Below are 24,264 nucleotides of genomic sequence, written 5' to 3'. Positions count from 1 at the left end.
GATTTTCATGGACCGCGGGTGGGAGGTCGACCCCTCGGCGTCGTTCGCGCGCCGGCTGGGGAAGTCGGCAAAGGAACTGGAGGACTCGAAGAACGTGAACGGCTGCCCGGACATCTGGGAGATGGACAACGGCGATGTCGCCGTCATCGGGCGGGACCACACGGAGACGTACCGCTCACGGCTGCCGGCGGGTGTCACGGTCGCTGCCGACGAACGCCTGGTGATCATTCCCGGCAACATGCTCAGGGCGGCGAAGCCGGACATCCCCGATGCATGACCTCGGGCTCGACGAGCTGTGTCTGGACCGCTCGCGGGGAGAGCGGCTCAACCAGGAGGACTACGACCGCGACTTCTGGGAACGCGAGAGCGCGATCCGCGACCGCGGCTCCTGGAAGTTCGAGCGGCTCCAGCACTTCGAAGAGCAGAACGACCCCAGCCGGGACGCTCTCGGCCGAGGCGAGTGGGAGGAGTCGCTGAGGCTCCTCGAAGCGGAACGCGACGACCTGCTGGCCATGGTGCGGGCGGAGGAGGCGCGCGGCGCGCCCTTCCACCGGGTGCGCGTGGTCGAGGAGCCGCCCACGCCGTATCTCCAGTGGGAGCTTCACGCCCTGCGCGTGCAGGCGGAGTGCGGCATGGGCGTCCGCGTGGTCGACGCCGGGAAGGTACGCCCGCTGGAGGCGGACGGGCTGCTGCCCGAGGTGGTGGTGCTCGGCGGGCAGACCCTCTACGAGGTCGTCTACACCGACACCGGGGTTCTGGACGGCGCGGTTCGCTTCACGGAGCCGCGGCTCGTCGAGAGCTGGGAGCGCTTCATCAGGGACCTGTACGAGGGCGGCGAGGACGTGATCTCCTACGTCGACCGGTACGTGGCGCAGCTGCCGCCGCCCCGACTCGCGCGGCGTACGGAGTGAGCGGGCGAGACGAGGAGGAGGAACGCTCCGGCGGCGACCGGTCCGGTTTCCGGTCCGAGCTGTCCGGGGCGTCCCACGAGGTGGTGCAGGCCGGGAGCGTCAGCGGCGGCGTCCACTTCCACGACCACGGCGAGGGGCGGCATCGCAGCGGCGGCGGGCGCGGCGCCCCGCCCCGGCAACTCCCCGGCGACGTGCGGGTCTTCGTCAACCGGGCGGCCGAGTTGGAGCGGCTGAACGCCGTCCTGCCCGCCGCCGACGGCGAACCCCTCGTCATCACCGTCTGCGTGATCGCCGGCACCGCCGGCGTGGGCAAGACCTCGCTGGCGCTGCGTTGGGCCCACCAGGTGGAGGCGCTCTTCCCCGACGGCCAGCTCTACGTCAACCTGCGCGGCTACGACCCGCAGGAGCCCATCGGCGCCCACGAGGCGTTGCACCGCTTCCTGACCGCCCTCGGCGTCGCCTCCGACGCCGTGCCGGCCGACCCCGAGGCCGCCGCCGCGCTGTACCGGTCGCTGCTGGCCGACCGCCGGATGCTGGTGGTGCTGGACAACGCCGCCACGGTCGGGCAGGTCCGGCCGCTGCTGCCGGGCAACGACCGCTGCCTGACCATCGTGACCAGCCGCAATCGCCTCTCCGGGCTGGCCATAAGAGACGGGGCACACCGCGTGACGCTGGGCACGCTCAGCGAGCAGGAGGCCGTGGCCCTGCTGCGCGTCGTCACCTCCGAGTTCCGTCCCGAGGACGACGCGGAGAGGCTCGCCGACCTGGCGCGGCTGTGCGCGCGGCTGCCGCTGGCGCTGCGCATCGCGGCGGAGCGGGCCGCGAGCAACCCGCACATGGGGCTGGAGGAGCTGATCGGGGACCTGCGGGACGAGTCGGCGCTGTGGGACGCGCTGAGCGCGGGCGACGGGGGCTTCGGGCGTGGCGGTGGCGAGGCGCAGCAGGACGCCGACACAGACGCGGACGCGGACGCGGACACCGACGCCGACGCGGACGCCGACGCCGTGCGGACGGTCTTCGCGTGGTCGTACCGGGCCCTGCCGAAGCAGGCCGCCCGCCTCTTCCGGCTGCTGGGCCTGCACCCCGGCCCGGACTTCGGAACCGGCGCCGCCTCGGCGCTGGCGGGCGTCAGCACGCGCCGCGTCCGGCAGCTGCTGGACGTGCTGGCAGGGGCGCACCTGCTGGAGCAGACCGCGCCCGACCGGTATGAGTTCCACGACCTGCTGCGCGTGTACGCGGCCGACCGGGCCCGGCGCGAGGAGAGCGGCGAGGGCCGCGCGGCCGCCCTGCGGCGGCTGCTGGACTGGTACCTGCACACCGCCGACGCCGCGCAGGGCTGGTTCGAGCCGGAAGCGGACCGCGTGCCGCTGGAGCCGCCGCGCGACGGCGTCCGGCCCCTGGCGTTCGCCGACTACAACGCCGCCGTGGACTGGGCCGAGCGCGAGCACGCCAACTTCCTGCCCGCCGTGCGCGCCGCCGAGGCGGCCGGGTTCGACGGGCACGCGTGGCGGCTGGCGGCCGTTCTGTGGAACGGGCAGGCGCCGTCCGCGCCCGTCGCGGACTGGCTGGCCCTGGGCGACATCGCGCTGCGCGCGGTGCGCCGGTGCGGCGACCGGGCCGGGGAGGCCACGCTGCTGGAAGACCTGGGCATCGGCCTCCGGCGGCTGAACCGGCTGGCGGAGAGCCGCGACCTCCAGGAGGAGGCGCTGCGGATCCGGCGGGAGCTGGGCGACCGGCGCGGGGAGGCCGTGACCCTCAACGCGCTCGGCCTGCTGCGTCTGCGCGCGCGGGAGCTGGGCGAGGCGGCGGAGCTGCTCGGGCAGGCGCTGGCCGTCTTCCGGGAGGCCGCTGACGCCGGGTGGGAGGCCATCGTCCTCTCCAACCGCGCGCGCGTGCGGTGGGAGGCCGGGCTCCTGACCGAGGCGGCCGAGGACGCCGGCCGCGCCCTCGCGGCCCACCGGGCGCACGGCGACAGGGCGAGCGTCGGCGACGTGCTGTCGATCCTGAGCGCGCTCCACCGCGAACGCGGCGAGCCGGAGGAGGCGTTGCGAGTGGCGCGGGAGGCGGTGGAGATCGCGCTGGACCTGCGCGACCACACGCTGGAGGGGTACTGGCTCCTCGCGCTCGGCGACGCGCAGCGCGAGCTCGGGGAGTTCGGCGAGGCACAGGCGTCCTACCACCGCTCGGCCACGCTGCACCGGAGGCTGGGGGACCGCGGCCGCGAGGCGCTGGCCTGGCAGGGCGTGGGCGAGGTGTACGCCAGGCTGGGGCGCGACGACGAGGCCGCCGCGTTCCAGCGACGGGCCGCCGCCGTCCACCACGAGCTGGGCGACGCCTGGCAGGAGGCCACCGCCCTCGACGCCCTCGCCCGCGCGGTGAGCGGCGGCGGCGAGGACGCGGAGGACAGCGAGGAGGAGCGGAAGGAACGGGCCCGCGCGCACTGGGCGGAGGCCCTGCGGCTCGTCGCCGGATACGACGACGCCCGCGCGGCGGCGCTGCGGCGGAGCGCCGAGACGGGCTGTGCGAGTCTGGCCGGTCATGGAGACGGCGACGCGCGCGTGGGTGGAGAAGGTGCTGGGGGACGGGGCCCGGGTGGTGGGCGTTGAGCGGCTGCGGGGCGGGTGGACGGCGGAGATGCGGGCCCTGCGCGTCTCACGGGAGGGGCACACCGAAGGGGTGGCCGGGGCCGGGGCAGAGGACGTGGTGCTGCGGTCGTTCGTCAAGCCGTTCTTCGTGCGGCACGCGGCGGGGCTGCTGACGCGGGAGGCGGCGACGCTGCGGCTGCTCGCGGGGACGGATGTCCCGGCGCCCGCGCTCCACGGGGTCGATGCGGCCGGGGAGCTGTGCGCCCACCCCTCGCTGCTGATGTCGCGGCTGCCCGGCAGCGTGCGGGTGGGCCAGGAGGGGCACGAGGCGCGCATCCCCCTCCTGGCCCGGGAGCTGGCGCGGATCCACCGGGTGAGGGTGCCGGAGGCGGAACGCCCCCGCACGTATCAGGCGTGGACCGGCCCCGAGCGGGTGGTCCGGCCGCCCGCCACCGAGCGGCCCGGCCTGTGGGAGCGGGCGGAGGCGGCCATCCGGCGCGAGCCCCCGGCGTATGAAGGGTGCTTCCTGCACCGCGACTTCCACCCGGGGAACGTCCTGTTCACCGGCCGGGAGGGCGGCGACGGGCTCGCGGTCCGCGGCGTCGTGGACTGGGTGGAGACCTCCTGGGGGCCCGCCGACCTGGACGTGGCGCACTGCTCGACGGCGCTCGCGCTGCTGCACGGCGTGCCGGCCGCGCTGCGCTTCGCCGACGCGTACGCCGCCGCCGGGGGCGAGACGGCGGCGGACCCCGCCGCGCGCCGGTACTGGCGGCTGCTGGACGCCCTCGCCTTCGCGCCCGACGCCGAGAAGGTCGCCGTCTCCTGGCGCGCGCTGGGCAGGACGGACCTGACGCCCGGCGTTCTCGCGCGCCGGCTGGAGGCGTACGTGGCCGCGCTGATGGCGTGACGTGACGTGACGTGCCCGGGGGCGCGGGCTACTCCCCCCGGCCCTCGATGAGGCTCTTGGGGCGCATGTCCGTCCAGTTCGTCTCGACGTAGTCCAGGCAGGACTGCCGGTCCGCCGGGCCGTGGACGGCCCTCCAGCCCGCCGGGACGGGGGCGAAGTCGGGCCAGAGGCTGTGCTGGCCCTCGTCGTTGACGAGGACGGTGAAGGTGCCGTCGGGGTCGTCGAAGGGGTTGGTGCTCGTGCTCATCGGGAACCTTCCGATCCTTTCGCTGCATGAGTGATCAGGGCGCGGAGGGCCGCGAACCAGGCGGTGGCGAGGCCCGTGACAGTGTCGCGGTCGAGGACGGCGTCCGGCCAGGCCCAGCGGGCGGACAGGACCGGGCCCTCGGGGCGGTCCTCGGTGACGACGTTGAGGGTGAGGGCGTGGCCCTCCCGCATCTCCGGCTCCGGCCCGATGTCGGCGGCCTCCTCCTCCGGGGCGTACGACCAGTCCGTCTCCTCCGGGACGCCGAAGCGGCCGAGGTAGTTGAACTCGATCGCCGGGGCGTCGTACGCCGCGAGGAGCGGCGCCGTGCGCGGGTTGAGGTAGCGGAGCATGCCGTAGCCGAGGCCGCCGTCGGGGAGGACGGCGAGGTGGGCGCGGACGCGGTCCAGTGCCGCGCCGAGGTCCGCCGGGTCGGGGCCGGGGTCGAGGCGCACCGGGTAGACGCTGGTGAACCAGCCCACCGTGCGGGAGAGGTCGGCGTCGTCGGCCAGCTCCCCGGCGCGGCCGTGGCCCTCCAGGTCCACGACGGTCGGCCGCCCGAGGGCGACGGCGAGGGCGGTCAGCAGCACGTCGTTGACGGAGGCGCCCAGCGCGGCCGGGACGGAGGACAGGAGCGGGCCGGTGTCCTCGGGCGGGAGGCGGAGTTCGAGGTGGCGGACCGTGCCCGCCAGGTCGCGGGACGGGTCCAGGGGGCGGCGGAGCGGGAGGGGGGAGGAGGACGCGAGGATGTCGGTCCACAGGGGGAGTTCGGCCTCGCGGGCGGGGGTCTGGGCGAGGTCGGTGAGGCGGCGGGACCAGCGGCGGAAGGAGGCGGTGGGGGGCGGGAGCGCCGCCGGGTCGCGCCAGGCGGTGGCCAGGTCGGGCAGGAGGACGCGCCAGGAAACGCCGTCCACGACGAGGTGGTGGGCCATGAGGAGGAGGCGGCCGGGCGCGTCGCGGCCCGCGTCGAACCACACCGCGCGGACCATGCGCCCCGCGGCCGGGTCCAGCGCCGCGCGCGCGGCCACGGCGTGGGCCTCGATGGTGTCGCGCAGGGCGTCCGGGTCCTGTTCCTGCCCCGAGACGTCGACCCGGTCCAGCGGCACGGTGCCGGAGTCGGGGACCTCCAGCTCCCAGGCGGGGAGGAGGAGCCGGGCGCGGAGCATGGGGTGGGCGGCGGCGAGGGCGTCCAGCATCGCGGCGAGGCGCTCGCGCGTGAGGGCGGCCGGGGTGCGGACCAGCGCCATCTGGTGGTAGCCGCTGGTGGGGCCGCCGAGTTCGCGCAGCCAGTGCATGACCGGGGTGAGGGGGACGCGGCCGGTGGCCTCGTCTGCCGTCGGGGGGGAGTCCTCGGCGACCGTGTCGGCGACGGTGGCGAGCCCGGCCGGGGTGCGGTGGAGGAAGACCAGCCGCGGGGTGATGCGTACGCCGGCCGCGCGGGCGCGGCTGACGAGGGTCATGGCCAGGATGCTGTCGCCGCCGAGGGCGAAGAAGTCGTCGTCCGGGCCGAGGGAGGGCGGCAGGGACAAGGCCTCGGAGAAGACGGCGCACAGGGTGCGTTCGAGCGGCGTGGCCGGCTCGCGCCCGCCCGCCGCGCCGGCGAGGGCGGCGAAGTCGGGGGCGGGGAGGGCGGAGAGGTCCAGCTTGCCGTTGGGAAGCGTCGGCAGGCGGTCGAGCGGCACGACGGCGGCCGGGACCATGTAGTCGGGGAGCGCGGCGGCGGCGTGGGCGCGGAGGGCCCGCGGAGAGGCGGAGGTGACGGCGTACGCCACGAGGCGGCCGTCGTGGGCGACGGCCACCGCCTCCGTCACCTCCGGGTGGGCGGTGAGCGCGGCGGCCACCTCGGCGGGCTCGATGCGGAAGCCGCGGATCTTGATCTGGGCGTCGGCCCGGCCGAGGTAGTCCAGGCGCCCGTCCGCCGTCCAGCGCGCGAGGTCGCCGGTGCGGTAGAGGCGGGAGCCGGGCGGGCCGAAGGGGTCGGCGACGAAGCGCTCGGCGGTCAGAGCTGGGCGGCCCAGGTAGCCGCGGGCCAGGCCGGCGCCGGACAGGTACAGCTCGCCGGGCACGCCGGGCGGCACGGGACGCAGCCGCTCGTCCAGGACGTACGCCCGGGTGCCCGCCACCGGGCGGCCCACCAGCGGGCGTTCGCTGTCGGCGACGCGCGCGACGAGGGCGTCGACCGTCGACTCGGTCGGGCCGTAGAGGTTGAACGCCTCGACGGCGCGCTGTCGTCGCAGGCGCTGCCACAGGTCGGGCGGGACGGCCTCGCCGCCGACGCCGACGACGGGCAGCGGGCAGCCGTACTCGGCCATGCGGGCGTAGAAGGACGGGGTCACTTCGAGGAAGTCGAAGCCGTGGTCGCGGACGGCGGCGGCGAGGAGTTCGGGGTCGCGGCGGGTCTCCTCGGAGACGATGTGGACGCAGTGGCCGTCCAGCAGCCACAGCTGCGGCTGCCAGGAGGCGTCGAAGAAGAACGGCCAGGCGTGCCCCGCGCGCAGCCGCTCCCGCCCGGTCGCGGCCTTGGCGGCGGCGTAGAGCGTGGCGCGGTGGCTGTGGAAGAGGGCGGCGAGGCCGGCGTGCGTGACGACGACGCCCTTGGGGCGGCCGGTGGAGCCGGAGGTGTAGATGACGTACGCCGGGTGGGCGGGGTCCGCCTGCGGCGGCAGCGGGGCGGACGATTCGGCGGCGGTGTCGGGGATCTCGGAGAGGACGAGGACCGGCTGGGCCTCGTCGAGGATGCCGGACGTGCGGGAGGGCGGGGCGTCGGGGTCCAGGGGCAGGTAGGCGGCCCCGGAGGTGAGGACGGCGAGCATGGCGACGAGCGCGTCGGCGGTGCGGGGGAGGGAGAGCGCGACGATGCGTTCCGGGCCCGCGCCGTGGCGTACGAGGTGGCGGGCGAGGCGGTTGGCGCGGGCGGCCAGCTCGGCGAAGGTCAGCTCGGTCAGCTCGGTCAGCCCGGCGCCGTCCTCCGAGGCGACGGCCGGGGCGTCGGGCGTGCGGGCGGCCTGGGCCTCGAAGAGGGCCGGGATGGTCGTCGCGTCCCCCGTGTCCCCCGTGTCGGCCGTGGCGCTCCAGGTGTCGAGGATGCGGTGGCGTTCGGCGTCGCCGAGGAGGTCGAGCGAGCCGATGGGCCGGTCCGGGTCGGCGGCGACGGCACGCAGCACCCTGCGCAGCCGGTCCGCGATCCCCTGGGCCGTGGCGTGGTCGAACAGCTCGGCGTTGTACTCCAGAACGCCGTCCACGCCCTCGTCCCCGGTGTCGTCCGGACGCTCGACGAAGTCGAAGGACAGGTCGAACTTGGCCGTGGCCTGCCCGACCGGCTCCTCGCGGGCGGTCAGGCCCGGGAACGGCGAGGACCGCAGGGGGTGGGGGCCGCCGGGCGCCAGGTAGACCACCATCACCTGGAAGAGGGGGTGGCGGGCGAGGGAGCGGGGCGGGTTGAGGGCCTCGACCAGCCGCTCGAAGGGGATGTCCTGGTGGTCGAACGCCGCCAGGTCGGCGTCCCGGACGCGGGCGAGCAGCTCGCGGAAGGTGGGGTCGCCGGAGGTGTCGGTGCGCAGGACCAGGTTGTTGAGGAAGAAGCCGACCAGGTCTTCCAGCGCCTCGTCGGCGCGCCCCGAGATGGGGCTGCCGATGGGGATGTCCGTGCCCGCGCCGAGGCGGGTGAGGAGGGCGGCGACGGCCGACTGGACCAGCATGAACATGGACACGCCGCAGGAGCGGGCCACGGCGCGCAGGGCGCGGGCCAGCTCCGGGTCGAGGGCGAGGTCGGCCTGCCCGCCGGCGTGGGTCGTCTCGGCCGGGCGCGGCCGGTCGGTGGGGAGGGGCAGTTCGTCGGGCAGGCCGGCCAGGGTCTCGCGCCAGTAGGCGAGCTGGCTCTCGCCGACGTGGGCGAGCAACTCCTCGTGCCAGAGGGTGTAGTCGGCGTACGTGGCGCGCGGCGGCGGCAGTTCCTCGCCGCGCCAGGCGGCGGCCAGGTCGCGGGTCAGGGGCAGCTCGGACCACTCGTCGCCCGCGATGTGGTGGACGAGGAGGAGCAGCACGTGCTCGGTGGGGGAGAGCCGGAAGACGGTGAGGCGGAGCGGGGGTTCGCGGTCGAGGGCGAAGGCGTGGGCGGCGGCCTCGGCCAGGCGGGCGGGCAGCTCGGCCTCGCTGACGCCGGTGACCAGCTCGACCGGGATGGTGACCTCGTCGGCGGGGATGACGTGCTGCCGGGCCTGGCCGGGGCGTTCGGACGACTCCGGGAAGATCGTGCGCAGCGTCTCGTGGCGGGCGGCCAGGCGGTGCGCGGCGGCGCCTAGGGCCTCGATGTCCTCGGTGCCGAGGGGGCCGGTGAGGCGCCAGGTGGTGGGGATGTTGTAGGTGGGGCTGGGGCCTTCGAGCTGGTAGAGCACCCAGAGGCGGCGTTGCGCGGCGGACAGCGGCAGCTCGGGCGGGCGCGGGGCGTTGGGGCGCAGGGCGGGGCGCTGGGCGCTTTCGCTGCCGGCGTTGAGGAGCTCGGCGAGGCGGGCGACGGTGGGGGCCTCGAAGATCGTGCGGACCGAGACCTCGGCACCGAGTGCGGAACGGACGCGGCTGGCCAGCCGCATGGCGAGGAGCGAGTGGCCGCCGAGGGCGAAGAAGTCGTCGTCGATGCCGATGCGCTGGCCCTCCTCGGCGCCGAGGACGGCGGCGAACGCCTCGCACAGCAGCTCCTCGCGGGGGTTGCGGGGGCGGCGGCCCGAGCCCGCGCCGGCTGTGATCTCGGGGGCGGGGAGAGCGGCGCGGTCGAGCTTGCCGCTGGGGGTGAGGGGCAGGGCGGGGAGGGTGACGTACGCGGCCGGGACCATGTGGGCCGGGAGCGCGGCGGCGGCGTGGCGGCGCAGCTCGTCGGGGTCGGGGGCGGGGCCGGTGCCGGTGCCGGCGTCGGCGTCGGCGGGGACGGTGTACGCCACGAGGTGCTGGTCGTGCGCGATGACGACGGCGTGGGCGACAGCGTCGTGGCGGGCCAGAACCGCCTCGATCTCGCCGAGTTCGATGCGGAAGCCGCGCAGCTTGATCTGGTGATCCACCCGGCCCCGGTACTCGATCTCGCCGTCGCGCGTCCAGCGGGCGAGGTCGCCGGTGCGGTACATGCGGGTGCCGGGTGGGCCGTAGGGGTTGGCGGTGAAGCGCTCGGCGGTGAGAGCGGGGCGGTCGTGGTAGGCGCGGGCGAGCTGCGGCCCGGCCAGGTAGAGCTCGCCGGTGACGCCCGGGGGGACGGGGCGCAGGGCCGGGTCGAGGATGTAGGTGTGGGTGTTCCAGACGGGGCGGCCGATGGGGACGGTGGTGGTGTCGGTGGCCGGGTCGTAGGGGTGGTGGGTGACGTCGACGGCGGCTTCGGTGGGGCCGTAGAGGTTGTGCAGCGGGACGTCGGTGAGGGCGTGCCACCGGGCGGCGGCACCGGGGGGCAGGGCCTCGCCGCTGCTGAAGGCGTGGCGGAGGGACGCGGCCCAGGTTGGGTCCTCGGTGATCTCCTCGGTGGCGAGGAACGCCTCCAGCATGGAGGGGACGAAGTGGCAGGTTGAGATGTGCTGTTGGCGTATCAGTTGCGCGAGGTAGGCGGGGTCGCGGTGGCCGTCGGGGCGGGCGAGGACGAGGGTGGCGCCGGTGATGAGGGGCCAGAAGAACTCCCAGACGCTGACGTCGAAGGAGGCGGGGGTCTTTTGGAGGACGCGGTCGGTGGGGGTCAGCTCGTAGGCCGCCTGCATCCAGGCGAGGCGGTTGACGATGGCGCGGTGTGAGACGACGACGCCCTTGGGGCGGCCGGTGGAGCCGGAGGTGTAGATGACGTACGCGGCGTCGTCGGGCCGGGGGCCCTCGGGGGCTCCGCCCCCGGACCCCTGGCCGCCCACACCCCGGCCCCCCGCCCGGGGGTCAGCGCCGTCGTCAGCGAGCGGGACAGACAGCGCCAGCCCTCCCTCCCCCGGCGTCACCAGCACCCGCGCGCCGGAGTCGCTCAGCATGAACGCCCGCCGCTCCTGCGGATAGTCCGCGTCGAGCGGCACGTACGCCGCCCCCGCCGTCAGGACACCCAGCAGCGCCACCATCAGATCCAGCGAGCGCGGCACCTCGATCGCGACGGCGTCGCCCGGGCCCACGCCGTGGGCGGCGAGCCGCTCGGCCAGCGCGTTGGCGCGCGCCGCCAGCGCGGCGTAATCGAGACGTTCGCCCTCGAACACCACGGCCGCCGCCTCCGGCGTCCGCGCCGCCTGGGCCCGGAACAGGGTGGGGAGGGTGGCGCGGGGGACCTCCCGCGTCGTGGCGTTCCAGTCCGTGAGGACCCTGCGGCGCTCGTCGCCGACGAGCACGTCGTACGCCGTGAGGCGCCGGTCCGGGTCGGTGGCGATGGCGTCCAGCAGGGCGTTGAGGCGGGTCACGAGGCGTTCGGCCGTGTCCGGGTCGAACAGGTCCTCCGCATATTCCAGGCGCAGCACAGGGCGCGGCGCCTGGTCGACGAGGGTGAAGTGCAGATCGAACTTGGCCCGGCCGGTGTCCATCTCGAACCACTCGGTGGGCAGGCCCAGCACGTCGGGGTCGCCGTCCGGGCGGTGGTGGTAGCCGACCATCACCTGGAAGAGGGGGTGGCGGTCGGCCGCGCGGGGCGGGTTGAGGGCCTCGACCAGGCGCTCGAAGGGGATGTCCTGGTGGTCGAACGCCGCCAGGTCGGCGTCACGCACGCGCGCCAGCAGCTCGCGGAAGGTGGGGCCGCCGGTCAGGTCGGTGCGGAGCACGAGCGTGTTGACGAAGAAGCCGACGAGGCCGTCGAGTCGGCTGTCGGTGCGGCCCGCGATGGGGGCGCCGAGGGGGACGTCCTCGCCGGCGCCGAGGCGGTGCAGCAGCGTGGCGGTCGCGGCCTGGAACAGCATGAACATGCTCGCGCCGCTCGTGCCGGTCAGCTCGTGCAGGGCGCGGGAGGTCGCGTCGCCCAGCTCGCGGCGTACGGTGCCGCCGCGCCCGGTGGCCTGGTCCGGGCCGGGGCGCGGGCGGTCGGCGGGGAGGGGGAGTTCGTCGGGGAGGCCGGCCAGGGTCTCGCGCCAGTAGGCGAGTTGGGACTCGCCGACCCGGGCCATCAGCTCCTCGTGCCAGAGGGTGTAGTCGGCGTACTGGACGGCCAGAGGGGACAGGCCCTGCCCGGCGTAGGCGGCGGACAGGTCGGCCAGGAGCGGGCGGTCGGACCACTCGTCGGTCGCGATGTGGTGCAGGACCAGGGCGAGCACGTGGTCGTCGGGGGTGAGGCGCAGCACCTCGGCGCGCAGGGGGAGTTCGGCGGCCAGGTCGAAGGGGCGGCGCTGGGCGGAGGTGACGAAGGACGGGATGCCGCGCTCGTCGCCGTCGATGACGGTCAGGGAGGGCGCGGACTCGGCGGTGTGGGCGGGGAGGATGCGCTGGTAGGGCTCGCCGCTGCCCTCGTCCTCCCGTACGGCGATGAGGGTGCGCAGGGACTCGTGGCGGGCGGTGACATCGGCCAGCGCCTGGCGGAGGGCGGCCAGGTCGAGGGCGCCGCGCAGGCGGACCACGAGGGGGAAGTTGTAGGCCACGCCGTCGCCCGCGATGCCCTCGGTCAGCCACAGGCGGCGCTGCGCGGCGGAGAGCGGGATGCGGGTGGGCCGGTCGGTGGCGGGGACGGGGACGACCTCCGGGCGTACGGGGCGTTCGGGGCGTCCGCCCGCGATGCGCCCGGCCAGCTGCTCGGGCGTGGGGGCCTCGAACAGGTCGCGGATGGACAGCTCGGCGCCCAGCTCGGTGCGGGCCCGGCTGACCAGGCGGGTGGCCAGCAGCGAGTGGCCGCCGAGGTCGAAAAAGCTGTCCTCGGCGCTCGTCGGGGTCTCGGCGGGCAGGCCCAGCACCTCGGCGAAGAGGCGGCACAGCGCCGTCTCCTCCGGCGTGCGCGGCGCCCGGCCGCCGCCCGCCGCCACCGGAACGTCGGCGGCGGGCAGGGCGCGGGTGTCGAGCTTGCCGTTGTCGGTCATCGGCAGCCGGTCGAGCACGACGAGGGCGGAGGGGACCATGTAGGAGGGGAGTTCGGCGGCGAGGTCGTCGCGCAGGGACCGGACCAGCGTGTCGTGGCGGCGGGCGGCGGCCGGGTCGTTGGTGTTGGCGTTGGCGTGCGGGGGCTCTCCGCCGCCCGGCCGGTACAGGCCGGAGGTGAGCCGCCCGGGGCGGGCGTCGCGCGTGAAGACGGCCTCGTAGTGGCCGGGGAGCGGGGAGAGGGTGGTCAGCACGCGGTAGCCGAGGGACGCGCCCAGCTCGTGCAGGTCCTCGGGCTCGACGCCCTCCCGTATCCCGGAGCCGTGTTCGTCGGCGAGGCGCGCGTCGGGGACGGCGGTGAGGCGGAGGCGGCGGGGGCGCTGCCCGCGCAGGAGGCGTTCGGCCTCGGCGAGGCCGGGGAGGCCGGCGCAGGGCAGCTCGGGGGCGTCGTCGAGGGGCAGCGCCGCCGCAGCGTTCTTGTACAGCAGCGCGTCGTAGCGGTAGCGCGTCAGCTCGTTGTGGTGACGGCCCCGCTTCGTGCGCAGCTCCACGCCGACGCCGAGCGCGCCGGACGTCGCCGTGAAGTAGTCGGGTTCGATGAGGAGTTCCTTCTCCAGCCGCAGGGCGCGCTCGATCGCGGCCGGGTCGCCCCGGTGGATGGCGGTGGCGAAGGCGCGGGCGGAGCGGAGGTTGCGGACGTCGCCGACGAAGAGGACGCCGTCGTCGGTCAGCAGGCGCAGGGCGCCCTCGATGACGCCGGTGAGGTAGTCGGCGCTCGGGAAGTACTGGATGACGGAGTTGATGACGATCGTGTCGAAGTGGCCGCCCGGCAGGTCGTCCAGCTCGTGGGCGGCGCGGTGGCGCAGCACGACGTTCGGCGGCAGCGCGGGATCCTGGCGGAGCTTGCGGATGACGGGCTCGGCGAAGTCGGTGGCCCAGTACGCCTCGACGCCGGGGTCGCGCGCGAGCCCGGACAGCAGCAGCCCGGAGCCGACGCCGATCTCCAGCAGCCGCCGGGGCGCGAGCTCGCGGATGCGGCCGAGCGTGGCCTCACGCCACTCGCGCATGGCGGGGAGCGGGATGGGCCGGCCGTCGTAGCTGGAGTCCCAGCCGGAGAAGTCGGAGACGTCCTCGGCGTCCGCCGCCAGGGCAGTGCCGATGCGCTCGTACTCCTCGTCGTAGACCTCCCGCCACGCCCCGACCTGCGCCTCCTCGGCATTCTCGCGCTCGCTGCCGGTGAGCGCGGCGGGCACGACGTAGCCGACGAGCCGGTCGTCGCCGGGGCGGGCGAGGACGGCGGCCTGGGCGACCCCGGGGCGGCGCAGCAGGGCGGCGGCGATCTCGCCGGGCTCGACGCGGTAGCCACGGATCTTCACCTGGTCGTCGGTGCGGCCCAGGTAGTCGTGCTGGCCGTCGGGGCGGCGCCGCATCAGGTCGCCGGTGCGGTACATGCGGTCGCCGGGAACGGCGGAGAAGGGGTCGGCGACGAACCGCTCGGCGGTCAGGCCGGGACGGCCCAGGTAGCCGCGCGCGAGGCCGGTGCCCGCGATGTACAGCTCGCCGGGAACGCCGTCGGGCACGGGACGCAGCCACGCGTCGAGGAGGTACGCACGGGTGCCCCGGATGGGGCGGCCGACGGTGGGGGTGGGGCTGTCGTGGGTGCCGCCGCCGAGGGTGTTGATCGTGTACTCGGTGGGGCCGTAGAGGTTGTAGCCGTAGGTGCCGTCGGTGTCGCGCAGCCGCCGCCACAGCGGCTCGGGCACGGCCTCGCCGCCGAGGAGGACGAGGGGCGGGCGGTGTCCCTCCGGCCCGTCGTCGAGCAGCCCGGTCTCGACGAGGAGCTGGGCGTAGGTGGGGGTGACGTTGACGACGTCGATCCGGTGCCCCCGGCAGTACGCGACCAGGCGTTCGGCGTCGCGGCGCAGCTCCTCGTCGCAGACGTGCACCTCGTGGCCCTCGACCAGCCACAGCAGCTCCTCCCACGACATGTCGAAGGCGAAGGAGACGGTGTGGGCGATGCGCAGGCGCCGCCCGCCGGCGGTGGCGATGGCGGGGGCGAAGATCTCGCGCTGGTGGTTGAGCTGCATGTTGGTCAGGCCCCGGTGGGGGGTGACCACGCCCTTGGGGCGGCCGGTGGAGCCGGAGGTGTAGATGACGTACGCCGGGTGCTCGGGCCCTGCCGCCCGCGGCATCGGCGCGTCGGAGAGCGTGGCGAGCTCCGGGTCGTCGGGGTGGAGGCGGACGGCATCCGGGGCGGCCCCGGCCCGGTCCAGGCGTTCGGCCACGGCGCGGCTGGCGAGCAGCAGCAGCGGGCGGGCGTCCGCCAGCATCAGCGCCAGGCGCTCGTCGGGGTGGTCGAGTTCGAGGGGCAGGTAGGCGGCGCCGGAGCGCAGCACGGCGAAGAGCGCGACCACGGTGTCGATCGAACGCGGCAGGCCGAGCGCCACCACCCGCTCCGGCCCCGCGCCGTGGCGCGCGAGGAGCCGCGCCAGGCGGTTGACGCGGGCGTCGAGCTCGGCGTACGTGACGCGCTGCCCGTCGCAGACCAGGGCCGTCGCGTCCGGGGTGCGGGCGGCCTGCTCGGCGAGGAGGGCGTCGATGGTCCGGTCGGGTGCGGGCACGCGGGCGGCGGCCCACTCCCCGGCCAGGGCGGCGCGCTCGGCGGGCAGGAGCGGGTCGAGGGCGCCGACGGGGGCGTTCAGGTCCTCGTCGGCGGTGAGGCGTTCGAGCAACGCCGCGAAGCGCCTCAGCAACGCCCGCGCCGCGCCCGGCTCGATGGCGTCGGGCCGGTGGGAGAGGGTGACGCGGACGCGCCGGCCCGGGGTGATGACGAGGGTGGCGGGGTAGTGGGTGGCGTCGACGTTGGCGACGGCGGTGGCGCCGTGGCGTTCGGTGAGGCCACGCAGCCGGTCCTCGGTGTCGGCGTCGCGCAGCACGAAGAGTGTGTCGAAGAGCTGCCGGTGGCCGGTCTCGGCCTGGAGCACGCCGAGGCTCGGGTACTCGTACGCCATGAGACGCAGGCGTTCGTCCTGGACGCGGCGCAGGAGGGAGGCGACGGTCTCGGCGGGGTCGTCGCAGGTGACGCGGGTCGGCACGGTGTTGAGGAACATGCCGATGATGCGCTCCACCTCCGGCACCTCGCTGGGCCGCCCGGCGACGGTCGTGCCGAAGACGACGTCGGTGCGCCCGGTGGCGGCGCCGAGGGCCAGGCCCCAGGCGGCGGTGAGGAGGGTGCCCTGGGTCAGGCCGTGGTGGCGGGCGGTGCGGCGGAGGCGTTCGCTGAGGTCGGCGGGCAGCAGCGTCTCGGCGTTCTCGGGGATGACGGGCTCGGAGGCCGCCGCCGCCTTCTCCGGTGCCAGCAGGAGGGGTTCGAGGCCGTCGAGCGCGGCCCGCCAGGCGTCGGTGGCGCGGCCGTGGTCGAGGGATTCGAGGTGGGTGAGGTAGTCGCGGTAGGAGCCGGGGGGCGGCAGCTCGCGGTCGTCGCCGCCGGAGGCGTAGAGGGCGAACAGCTCGTCGAGGAAGAGCCAGGCGGACCAGCCGTCCCAGAGGATGAGGTGGCGGCCGGTGACGAGGCGGTCGCCGCGCTCGGCGCCGAGTCGGAACAGCAGCACGCGGAAGAGGGGAGGGCGGGCGAAGTCGAACGGCTCGCGGCGGGAGGCGTCGAGGAGGGCCGCCATGCGCGCGTCCTGGGCGGCGGGGTCGGCGGCGAGGTGGGAGAGGTCGACCTCGGTGAGGGGGACCGGGATGTCGGACTCGCGGAGGATGAACTGCACGGGCTGGCGCAGGCCGTCGCTGGTAAACCCGGCGCGCAGGGCGGCGTTTCGCGCCATCAGCGTGCGCAGGGCGGCGCGCAGGCGGCCGGCGTCGACGGGGGTGGCGAGGTCGAAGGACTCGAAGACGGTGTAGACGTCGAGGGCGCCCGCGTCGTAGGCGGCGTGGAAGAACAGGCCCTCCTGGAGCGGGGAGAGGGGCCAGACGTCGTCCACGGGGCCGGGGATCCGCTCCCGTTCCTCGGCGGTCGGGGCGAACGCTGTGAACTCGCGGCTGTGCGCGTGCCCGTGCCCGTGGGCTTCGGCGGCGGGGGCCATGGCGGCGAGCGCGGCGGGGGTCCGGTGGTCGAAGACGTCGCGCGGGCTGAGGTCCAGGCCGGCGCGGCGGGCGCGGGAGGAGACGCCGATGGAGCTGATGCTGTCGCCGCCGAGGAGGAAGAAGTCGTCGTCCGGCGAGACGGCGTCCAGGCGCAGCACCTCGGCGAAGATGCGGGTCAGGCGTTCCTCGGCGGGAGTGCGCGGGGCGCGGGCGGGCGCGCGCCGAACGTCCGGGGCGGGGAGGGCGGCGCGGTCGAGCTTGCCGCTGGGGGTGAGGGGCAGGGCGGGGAGGGCGACGTAGGCGGTGGGGAGCATGGCCGGGGGCAGCTCGGCGGCGAGGGCGTCCGGGTCCGCGGTTCCGACGGTGTACGCCACGAGCTCGGTGCCGTCGTGGACGGTCACCGCCGCCTGGGACACGCCGGGCTGCCGGGTCAGCGCGGCCTCGATCTCGCCGAGTTCGATGCGGTTGCCGCGCAGCTTGACCTGCCGGTCGGTGCGGCCGAGGTACTCGATCTCGCCGTCGGCGCGGCGCCGCACGAGGTCGCCGGTGCGGTACATGCGGGTGCCGGGTGGGCCGTAGGGGTTGGCGGTGAAGCGCTCGGCGGTGAGGGCGGGGCGGTCGTGGTAGGCGCGGGCGAGCTGCGGCCCGGCCAGGTAGAGCTCGCCGGTGACGCCCGGGGGGACGGGGCGCAGGGCCGGGTCGAGGATGTAGGTGTGGGTGTTCCAGACGGGGCGGCCGATGGGGACGGTGGTGGTGTCGGTGGCCGGGTCGTAGGGGTGGTGGGTGACGTCGACGGCGGCTTCGGTGGGGCCGTAGAGGTTGTGCAGCGGGACGTCGGTGAGGGCGTGCCACCGGGCGGCGGCACCGGGGGGCAGGGCCTCGCCGCTGCTGAAGGCGTGGCGGAGGGACGCGGCCCAGGTTGGGTCCTCGGTGATCTCCTCGGTGGCGAGGAACGCCTCCAGCATGGAGGGGACGAAGTGGCAGGTTGAGATGTGCTGTTGGCGTATCAGTTGCGCGAGGTAGGCGGGGTCGCGGTGGCCGTCGGGGCGGGCGAGGACGAGGGTGGCGCCGGTGATGAGGGGCCAGAAGAACTCCCAGACGCTGACGTCGAAGGAGGCGGGGGTCTTTTGGAGGACGCGGTCGGTGGGCGTCAGCTCGTACTGGGCCTGCATCCAGGCGAGGCGGTTGACGATGGCGCGGTGTGAGACGACGACGCCCTTGGGGCGGCCGGTGGAGCCGGAGGTGTAGATGACGTACGCGGCGTCGTCGGGCCGGGGGCCCTCGGGGGCTCCGCCCCCGGACCCCTGGCCGCCCACACCCCGGCCCTCCACCCGGGGGTCAGCGCCGTCGTCAGCGAGCGGGACAGACAGCGCCAGCCCCTCCTCCCCCGGCGTCACCAGCACCCGCGCGCCGGAGTCCGCCAGCATGAACGACCGCCGCTCCTGCGGATAGTCCGCGTCGAGCGGCACATACGCCGCCCCCGCCGTCAGGACACCCAGCAGCGCCACCATCAGATCCAGCGAGCGCGGCACCTCGATCGCGACGGCGTCGCCCGGGCCCACGCCGTGGGCGGCGAGCCGCTCGGCCAGCGCGTTGGCGCGCGCCGCCAGCGCGGCGTAATCGAGACGTTCGCCCTCGAACACCACGGCCGCCGCCTCCGGCGTCCGCGCCGCCTGGGCGTGGAACGCCGCCGCCAGGGTCGTCGGCGGCACCTCCCGCGCCTCGCCCGCGAGGTGGGGCTCGGCGAGAGCGGGCGGCGGCAGCGGATCCACCGTGCCCGCCGCCGCGCGCGGGTCGGCGGCGTACGCGCGCAGCATCCGCGCCAGCGCCTCCGCGAGGGCGCGGACGTGCGGCTCGGCGAGGCGGTCCGCGTGGTACTTCAGCCGCAGGTCAAGACGCCGCCCGCCCGGCTTGACGATCAGCGCGAGCGGATAGTGCACGGCGTCGTGGAAGTCGTGGCCGGTGATGCGCAGCCCGCCCGCCTCGTGGTGTGCGGCGGGGTAGTTCTCGACCACGACCAGCGTGTCGAAGAGCTCGCCGCCGCCCGCGTGACCGGCCACGCGCTGGATCTCGGCCAGGCCGAGGTGCTGGTGGCCCAGCAGCCCGGTCTGCTCGGCCTGGAGGCGGGTGGCGACCTCGGCGAGGGTGTCGCCGGGGGACCAGCCCAGGCGCGTGGGCAGGGTGTTGATGAAGAGGCCGACCATGTCGGCGATGCCCGCGACCTCGGCGTCGCGGCCGGAGACGGTGGTGCCGAAGAGCACGTCCTGGCGCCCGGTCAGGCGGCTGAGCAGCAGTCCCCACGAGGCCTGCACGAGGGTGCCGAGCGTCACGCCCAGCTCGCGGGCTCGTGCGGTGAGGCGGGCGGTCTCGTCGGCGGCCAGTTCGTGGCGGACGTGGGCGGGGCGAGGACGCTCGCCGGTCGGGGGGCTGAGGTCGAGACGGGTGGCCTCCTCCACGCCGGACAGCGCCGCGCGCCACGCCTCGCGCGCCGACTCGGCGTCCTGGGCGGCGAGTCGGCGCAGGTGGCGCAGGTGGTCGCGGTGGGGGGTGACCGCTGGAAGCGTGTCGCCCGCGTACGCCGCCAGCAGCTCGCGGTGGAGGACGGGCAGCGACCAGCCGTCGGCCACGATGTGGTGGAAGGTCAGCAGCAGGCGGGCGCGGCCGGGCGCCAGGCGTATCAGGGCGCAGCGCAGCAGCGGCGCCTCGGCCAGGTCGAAGGGGCGCGTCAGCTCTTCCCCGGCATCGGCGGGACCGACCTCGCGCCAGGGGAGTTCGACGCGCTCGGCGATGAGCTGGACGGGGGCGCCGGTGTCGGGGTGCGGGCGGAAGCAGGCGCGCAGCGGGGCGTGGCGGTCCAGCAGCGACTGGGCGGCGCGGCGCAGGCGTTCGGCGTCGATGCCGCCCTCGGTGGCCTCCAGCTCGATGGCCTGCTGCACGACGTAGGCGTCGCGGTCGCGGCCGTCGGTGAGGGCGTGGAAGTAGAAGCCGGACTGGAGGGGGGTGAGGGGAAGGGCCTCCGACATGCCCTCGGGGAGGGGGAGGTCCACCAGCGGCTCGTCGGGCAGGCGTTGCGACCCGTCCAGCTCGCGCGCGGCGCGGGCGAGTTCGGCGACGGTGCGGTGGCGGAAGACGTCGCGGGTGGCGAGGGCGAGGCCGTGTTCGCGGGCGCGGACGAGGAGTTGGACGGCGCCGATGCTGTCGCCGCCGAGGGCGAAGAAGTCGTCGTCGATGGTGACGGCGGGGACGCCCAGGACCTCGGCGGCGAGGGCGCACAGCAGCTCCTCGCGCGGGTCGCGCGGCGCGCGGCCCGCGCTGAGCGCGGCGTAGTCGGGCACCGGCAGCGCGGCGGCGTCGAGCTTGCCGCTGGGGGTGACCGGCAGGCGCGTCACGGGCACGAACGCCGCGGGGATCATGTACGGCGGCAGCCAGGCGGCGGCGTGGGCGCGCACCTGCCGCATGAGGGCCGCCACGTCGCGGAACGGCGCGGGGCGGTTGGCGTGCGGGAAGTCCCCGGCCGGGGCGTACAGCGCCGGGGGGAGCGCGTCGCGGGCGAAGACGAGGTCGAGCGCGCCGTCCTCGGCGGCGGCGTGCCAGGTGGCGGCGGCGCGGTAGCCCAGGCGTTCGCCGAGGCGCAGCAGCTCCTCGGGGTCGGGGGCGTCCTCGGTGCGCGAGCCGCTGGTGCTGCTGTCGTCCAGGGAGCGGAGGGCGGCGAGGTCGGGGGCGAGGCGGGCGTTGGGTACGCCGGTGAGCCGGAGGAGGGCCGGGCGCCGGTCGGTCAGGTGCGCCGCGAGGGCGTCGGCGTTCGTCCAGGGCAAGGGCGGCGTCTCGGGCTCCTGCCGTCCCCCCGGCGTGCCGGGCGTGCCGGGCGTGAGGATGACGTCGTAGCGGTAGCGGGTCAGCTCGTTGTGGTGGGCGCCGCGCTTGACGCGGATGTCGGCGGTGAAGCCGTCGAGGGCGGCGAAGAAGTCGGGGTCGAGGAGGAGTTCGCCCTCGAACGCGACGGACTGGTCGACGGCCTCGCGCAGCGCCTGCTTGTCGTCCTTGTCGTCCCCCTCGCCACGGCGGCGGGCCACGGCGGCGCGCAGGCAGCGCAGCAGCCGCAGGTTGCGGATGTCGCCGAGGAAGATCCGGCCGCCGGGGGCCAGGAGGCGGGTGGCGGTGCGCAGCACGCCGGTCAGGTAGTCGGCGGACGGGAAGTACTGGGCGACGGAGTTGATGACGACCGTGTCGAAGTGGCCCTCGGGCAGGCCGGTGGCGTCGTGCGCGGGCTGGGCGCGCAGCACCACGCGCGGGTCGTCGCCGGCGCGCCGGCGCAGCGCCGCGATGGCCTCCTCGGACAGGTCGGTGCCCCAGTAGCTCTCGCAGCCCTCCAGCAGGCCGGTCAGGATGAGGCCCGAGCCGACGCCGATCTCCAGCACCCGCCGGGGCGCCGGGTCCAGCTCGCGGATGCGGGCCAGCGTGGCCTCGCGCCACGCGCGCATCTCGGCGGCGGGGATGGGCAGCCCGTCGTACATGCTGTTCCAGCCCGCGAACGCCTCGTCGTGCGCGGCCGCGTAGAGCAGCTCGTGGGCCTCCTTCCACTGGTCGAGGCCGGTCCCCTTCCCCTCCCCGAGGGCCTCCCCGAGGGCGGGCACCACGTACGCCGCGAGCCGCCGGTCGCCGGGCCGGTCCTCGCGCACCACGACCGCCGCCTGGTCCACGGCCGGGTGGGCGCGCAGCGTGGACTCGATCTCGCCGGGCTCGATGCGGAAGCCGCGTATCTTGACCTGCTTGTCGGCGCGCCCGAGGAACTCCAGCCGCCCGTCCGCCCGCCACCGCACGAGGTCGCCGGTGCGGTAGAGGCGCTCGCCGGGAACGGAGGAGAAGGGGTCGGCGACGAAGCGCTCGGCGGTCAGGCCGGGGCGGCCGAGGTAGCAGCGGGCCAGGCCCTCGCCGCCCAGGTACAGCTCGCCCGCGACGCCGGCCGGGACGGGCTTGAGGCGGGCGTCGAGGACGTACGCCCGGGTGCCGGGGTCGGGAACGCCGATGGGGACGTTGGAGCCGGGCGGCAGGTCGGGGGCGCACAGGCCGAGGGTGGAGTTGGTGGTGGCCTCGGTCGGGCCGTAGGCGTTGAACATCCGGCGGCCGGCGGCGTAGCGGGCGGTCAGCTCGGGGGAGACGCGCTCGGTGCCGGCCAGCAGGGTGGCGGTGGGCGGCAGGGTCTGGGCCACGTCCTCCGGCATGGCGGCCAGCAGCGCGGGCGGAAGGATCATGAAGGTGACGTCGTGGCGGCGGGCGTAGTCGGCCAGCGCCGCGCCCGCGACGCGGCGTTCGGAGGGCACGACGACGAGGGTCCCGCCGGAGAGCAGGCCGAGGCACAGGTCCCAGAACGCCACGTCGAAGCTGGGCGAGGCGAACTGGAGGACGCGGCTGCCGGGGCCGACGCCGCAGCGCTCGCGCTGCGTGGCGACGAGCTTGGCGACGCCGCCGTGGGTGAGGACGACGCCCTTGGGGCGGCCGGTGGAGCCGGAGGTGTAGATGACGTACGCGGCGTGGGCGGTCCTGAGCCCCGCCCGATCCGGGTCGTGGGACGGGCGGCCGTCTGTCAGCTCCGGGTCGTCGAGCAGCAGCGTCGGCACGTCCGCCGCGATGCCGCTGTCGGCGGTGGTGACCAGGCAGGCGGGGGCGGCGTCGTCCAGCATGTACGCCAGGCGCTCCGGCGGATAGTCGGTGTCGAGCGGGAGGTAGGCGGCGCCGGACTTGAGGATGGCGACCTCGGCGACGATCAGCTCGGCGGAGCGGGGGACGGCCAGCGCCACGACGGTGTCGGGCCCGGCGCCGCGCGCGGCGAGGGCGTGGGCGAGGCGGTTGGCGCGCTCGTCCAGCTCGGCGTAGGTGAGGCGGGTCTCCTGCGTGCCGTCCTCGTAGATCAGGGCGGTGGCGCCGGGCTGCTCGGCGACGCGGCGGGCGAAGTGCTCGGGCCAGGTCAGGCGCGGCACGTCGTGGTCGGTGGCGTTCCACTCGACGAGGAGGCGGTGGCGTTCGGCGCCGGTGAGCAGGGCCAGCTCGCCGACGGGGGTGTCGGGGCGGGCGGTGGCGTCGGCGAGGAGGGTGGTGAGGTGGCCGAGGATGCGCTCGGCGGTGGCGGGGGTGAACAGGTCGGTGCGGTAGGCGAGTCGGGCCTCGCCGTCCGCCACCGCCAGGTGCAGGTCGAGCGGGCCGTCCCCGGCGTCGCCGTACCCGGCGTTGAAGAACAGCCCGCCGCCCCGCGTGGGTTCGGGCCGCAGCGCCGCCGCGAGCGCGGCGGGGGTGAGGGGGTGGGCGGCGGCCTCGGCCCGCGACTGGGCGACGCGCCGCACGAGGGCGTTGAACGCCGTGCCGCCGTCGAACGCCACGCGCAGCGGCAGGCCGCCGGCGTGGCCGACCGTCACCTCGTCGGCGTTTCCGTGTCCGTAGCGGTGCAGCAGGGCGACGAACGCCGCGAGGCAGGTGTTGTCTCCGGCTTCCGGCAGCGGCTGGCTGACGGTGGCGCGGCCCCCGGCGTCGCCTCGCGGATAGGGAAAGTCGATCGGCAGCGCCGCCTCGCGCGGCGGCGGGGTGAGCCGATCCTTCCAGTAGGTGAGCGGCGCGTCGGACACGTCGGACTCCTCCTCGGACGTCGCAGGGCCGCCCGCCATAGTAAGGTGAGCCTCACCTAAGTAGGTAGTCGGGCTGCGAGTCGGCTGCGAGTCGGTGGGTAGACCCCGACGTGACTCCGAGCCGGGCGCAGGCCCGTCCCCGTCCGCGTCATCGCACCGTCATGCGCGCCCGCCAGACCCCGGCCTCCTCTGTCCGGCCCGTCCGCGCCAGCAGGTCGGCCAGCCGTTCCATGGCGCCCGCGTGTCCCTTCCTGGCCGCAGCGGTGAGCCACGTCTCGGCCTCCTGCGGCTCGTCCGACTCCTCCTTCAGGCGCCCGAGGTTGGCCATCGCGTGGATGTTGCCGACACGCGCGGCCCGCTCGAACCACCGCTCGGCGTCGTCGGCGTTGCCCTGGAGGATGTGCTGGATGGCCAGGTTGTTCATCGCGATGTCGACGCCGGCCTCGGCGGCCCGCTCGTACCAGCGCATCGCCTCCTGGCCGTGGTCGGCGCGGCTGAGGAGGGCGGCCAGGTCGTTCATCGCCAGCGCGTGACCCGCCTCCGCCGCCCGGCGGTACCACCGCTCGGCCTCGGCCTCCCCCTCCGGACGCGGCTGGGACGCGCCCAGCTCGTACATCGCCCACGGGTCCCCGGCCTGGGCGGCGCGTTCCAGCCACAGCCGCTCGTCGTCGGCCCGGCGTTCCTCCCGAGCCAGCCACACCATGCACTTGACCGAGGTGAGGTCGCCGTCCTCCGCCGCCGGGCGGAAGCGGCGTTCGGCGGCCTCGACCATGCCGAAACGGGACAGCTTCGCGCTCCACACGGCGGCCTCGAGGTCGTCGTCCGCGGCCGCCGCCTGCGGCAGCACCATCATCGCGGCAGGTCCGATCCCCCTGGAGAGGATGTCATCGGCACCGTCAACATCATCAACGCTCATGCCGTC

7 protein-coding genes are annotated in these 24,264 nt (G+C 75.7%); 4 read left to right on the top strand and 3 right to left on the bottom strand.

Features of this window, described 5'->3' with window-relative positions:
- Positions 1-7 precede the first annotated feature (7 nt).
- Genes ACTWQH_RS02910 through ACTWQH_RS02895 form a run of 4 tightly spaced genes read left to right on the top strand, consistent with a single transcriptional unit; the run spans position 8 to position 4,403 of the window.
- Positions 8-277 carry a hypothetical protein gene (locus ACTWQH_RS02910; protein WP_443284698.1) on the top strand — a complete coding sequence of 90 codons (270 nt, stop codon included), beginning with the start codon at positions 8-10 and terminating at the stop codon, positions 275-277.
- On the top strand, positions 270-911 hold the full coding sequence (locus ACTWQH_RS02905; protein WP_443284665.1) for a DUF6879 family protein: 642 nt from the start codon (positions 270-272) through the stop codon (positions 909-911). Before ACTWQH_RS02910 ends, ACTWQH_RS02905 begins: the two co-directional genes overlap by 8 nt.
- Positions 908-3,517: an ATP-binding protein gene (locus tag ACTWQH_RS02900; protein WP_443284664.1), complete on the top strand. Its 2,610-nt coding sequence runs from the start codon at positions 908-910 to the stop codon at positions 3,515-3,517. The genes ACTWQH_RS02905 and ACTWQH_RS02900 overlap by 4 nt, the downstream gene beginning before the upstream one ends.
- Entirely contained in the window at positions 3,450-4,403 is a 954-nt protein-coding gene (locus tag ACTWQH_RS02895; RefSeq protein WP_443284663.1) for a phosphotransferase family protein, read from the top strand. Before ACTWQH_RS02900 ends, ACTWQH_RS02895 begins: the two co-directional genes overlap by 68 nt.
- 28 nt (positions 4,404-4,431) lie before the next feature.
- Here the strand turns inward: ACTWQH_RS02895 and ACTWQH_RS02890 are convergent, their stop codons facing one another.
- From ACTWQH_RS02890 to ACTWQH_RS02880, 3 genes are all read right to left on the bottom strand, one after another.
- A complete protein-coding gene (locus ACTWQH_RS02890; RefSeq protein ID WP_443284662.1) occupies positions 4,432-4,650 on the bottom strand; it encodes an MbtH family protein in 219 nt (72 codons plus the stop codon).
- The gene (locus ACTWQH_RS02885) at positions 4,647-23,381 is read right to left on the bottom strand and encodes an amino acid adenylation domain-containing protein (RefSeq protein ID WP_443284661.1); all 18,735 of its coding nucleotides are present in this window, start codon (positions 23,379-23,381) and stop codon (positions 4,647-4,649) included. The genes ACTWQH_RS02890 and ACTWQH_RS02885 overlap by 4 nt, the downstream gene beginning before the upstream one ends.
- Before the next feature lie 109 nt (positions 23,382-23,490).
- The gene (locus ACTWQH_RS02880; protein WP_443284660.1) at positions 23,491-24,258 is read right to left on the bottom strand and encodes a tetratricopeptide repeat protein; all 768 of its coding nucleotides are present in this window, start codon (positions 24,256-24,258) and stop codon (positions 23,491-23,493) included.
- Positions 24,259-24,264 lie beyond the last annotated feature (6 nt).

Origin of the sequence: Streptomyces sp. 6N223, assembly GCF_052246635.1 — a bacterium.
Taxonomy (GTDB): Bacteria; Actinomycetota; Actinomycetes; order Streptomycetales; family Streptomycetaceae; genus Streptomyces.
This window is presented reverse-complemented; position numbering and strand designations above follow the sequence as displayed.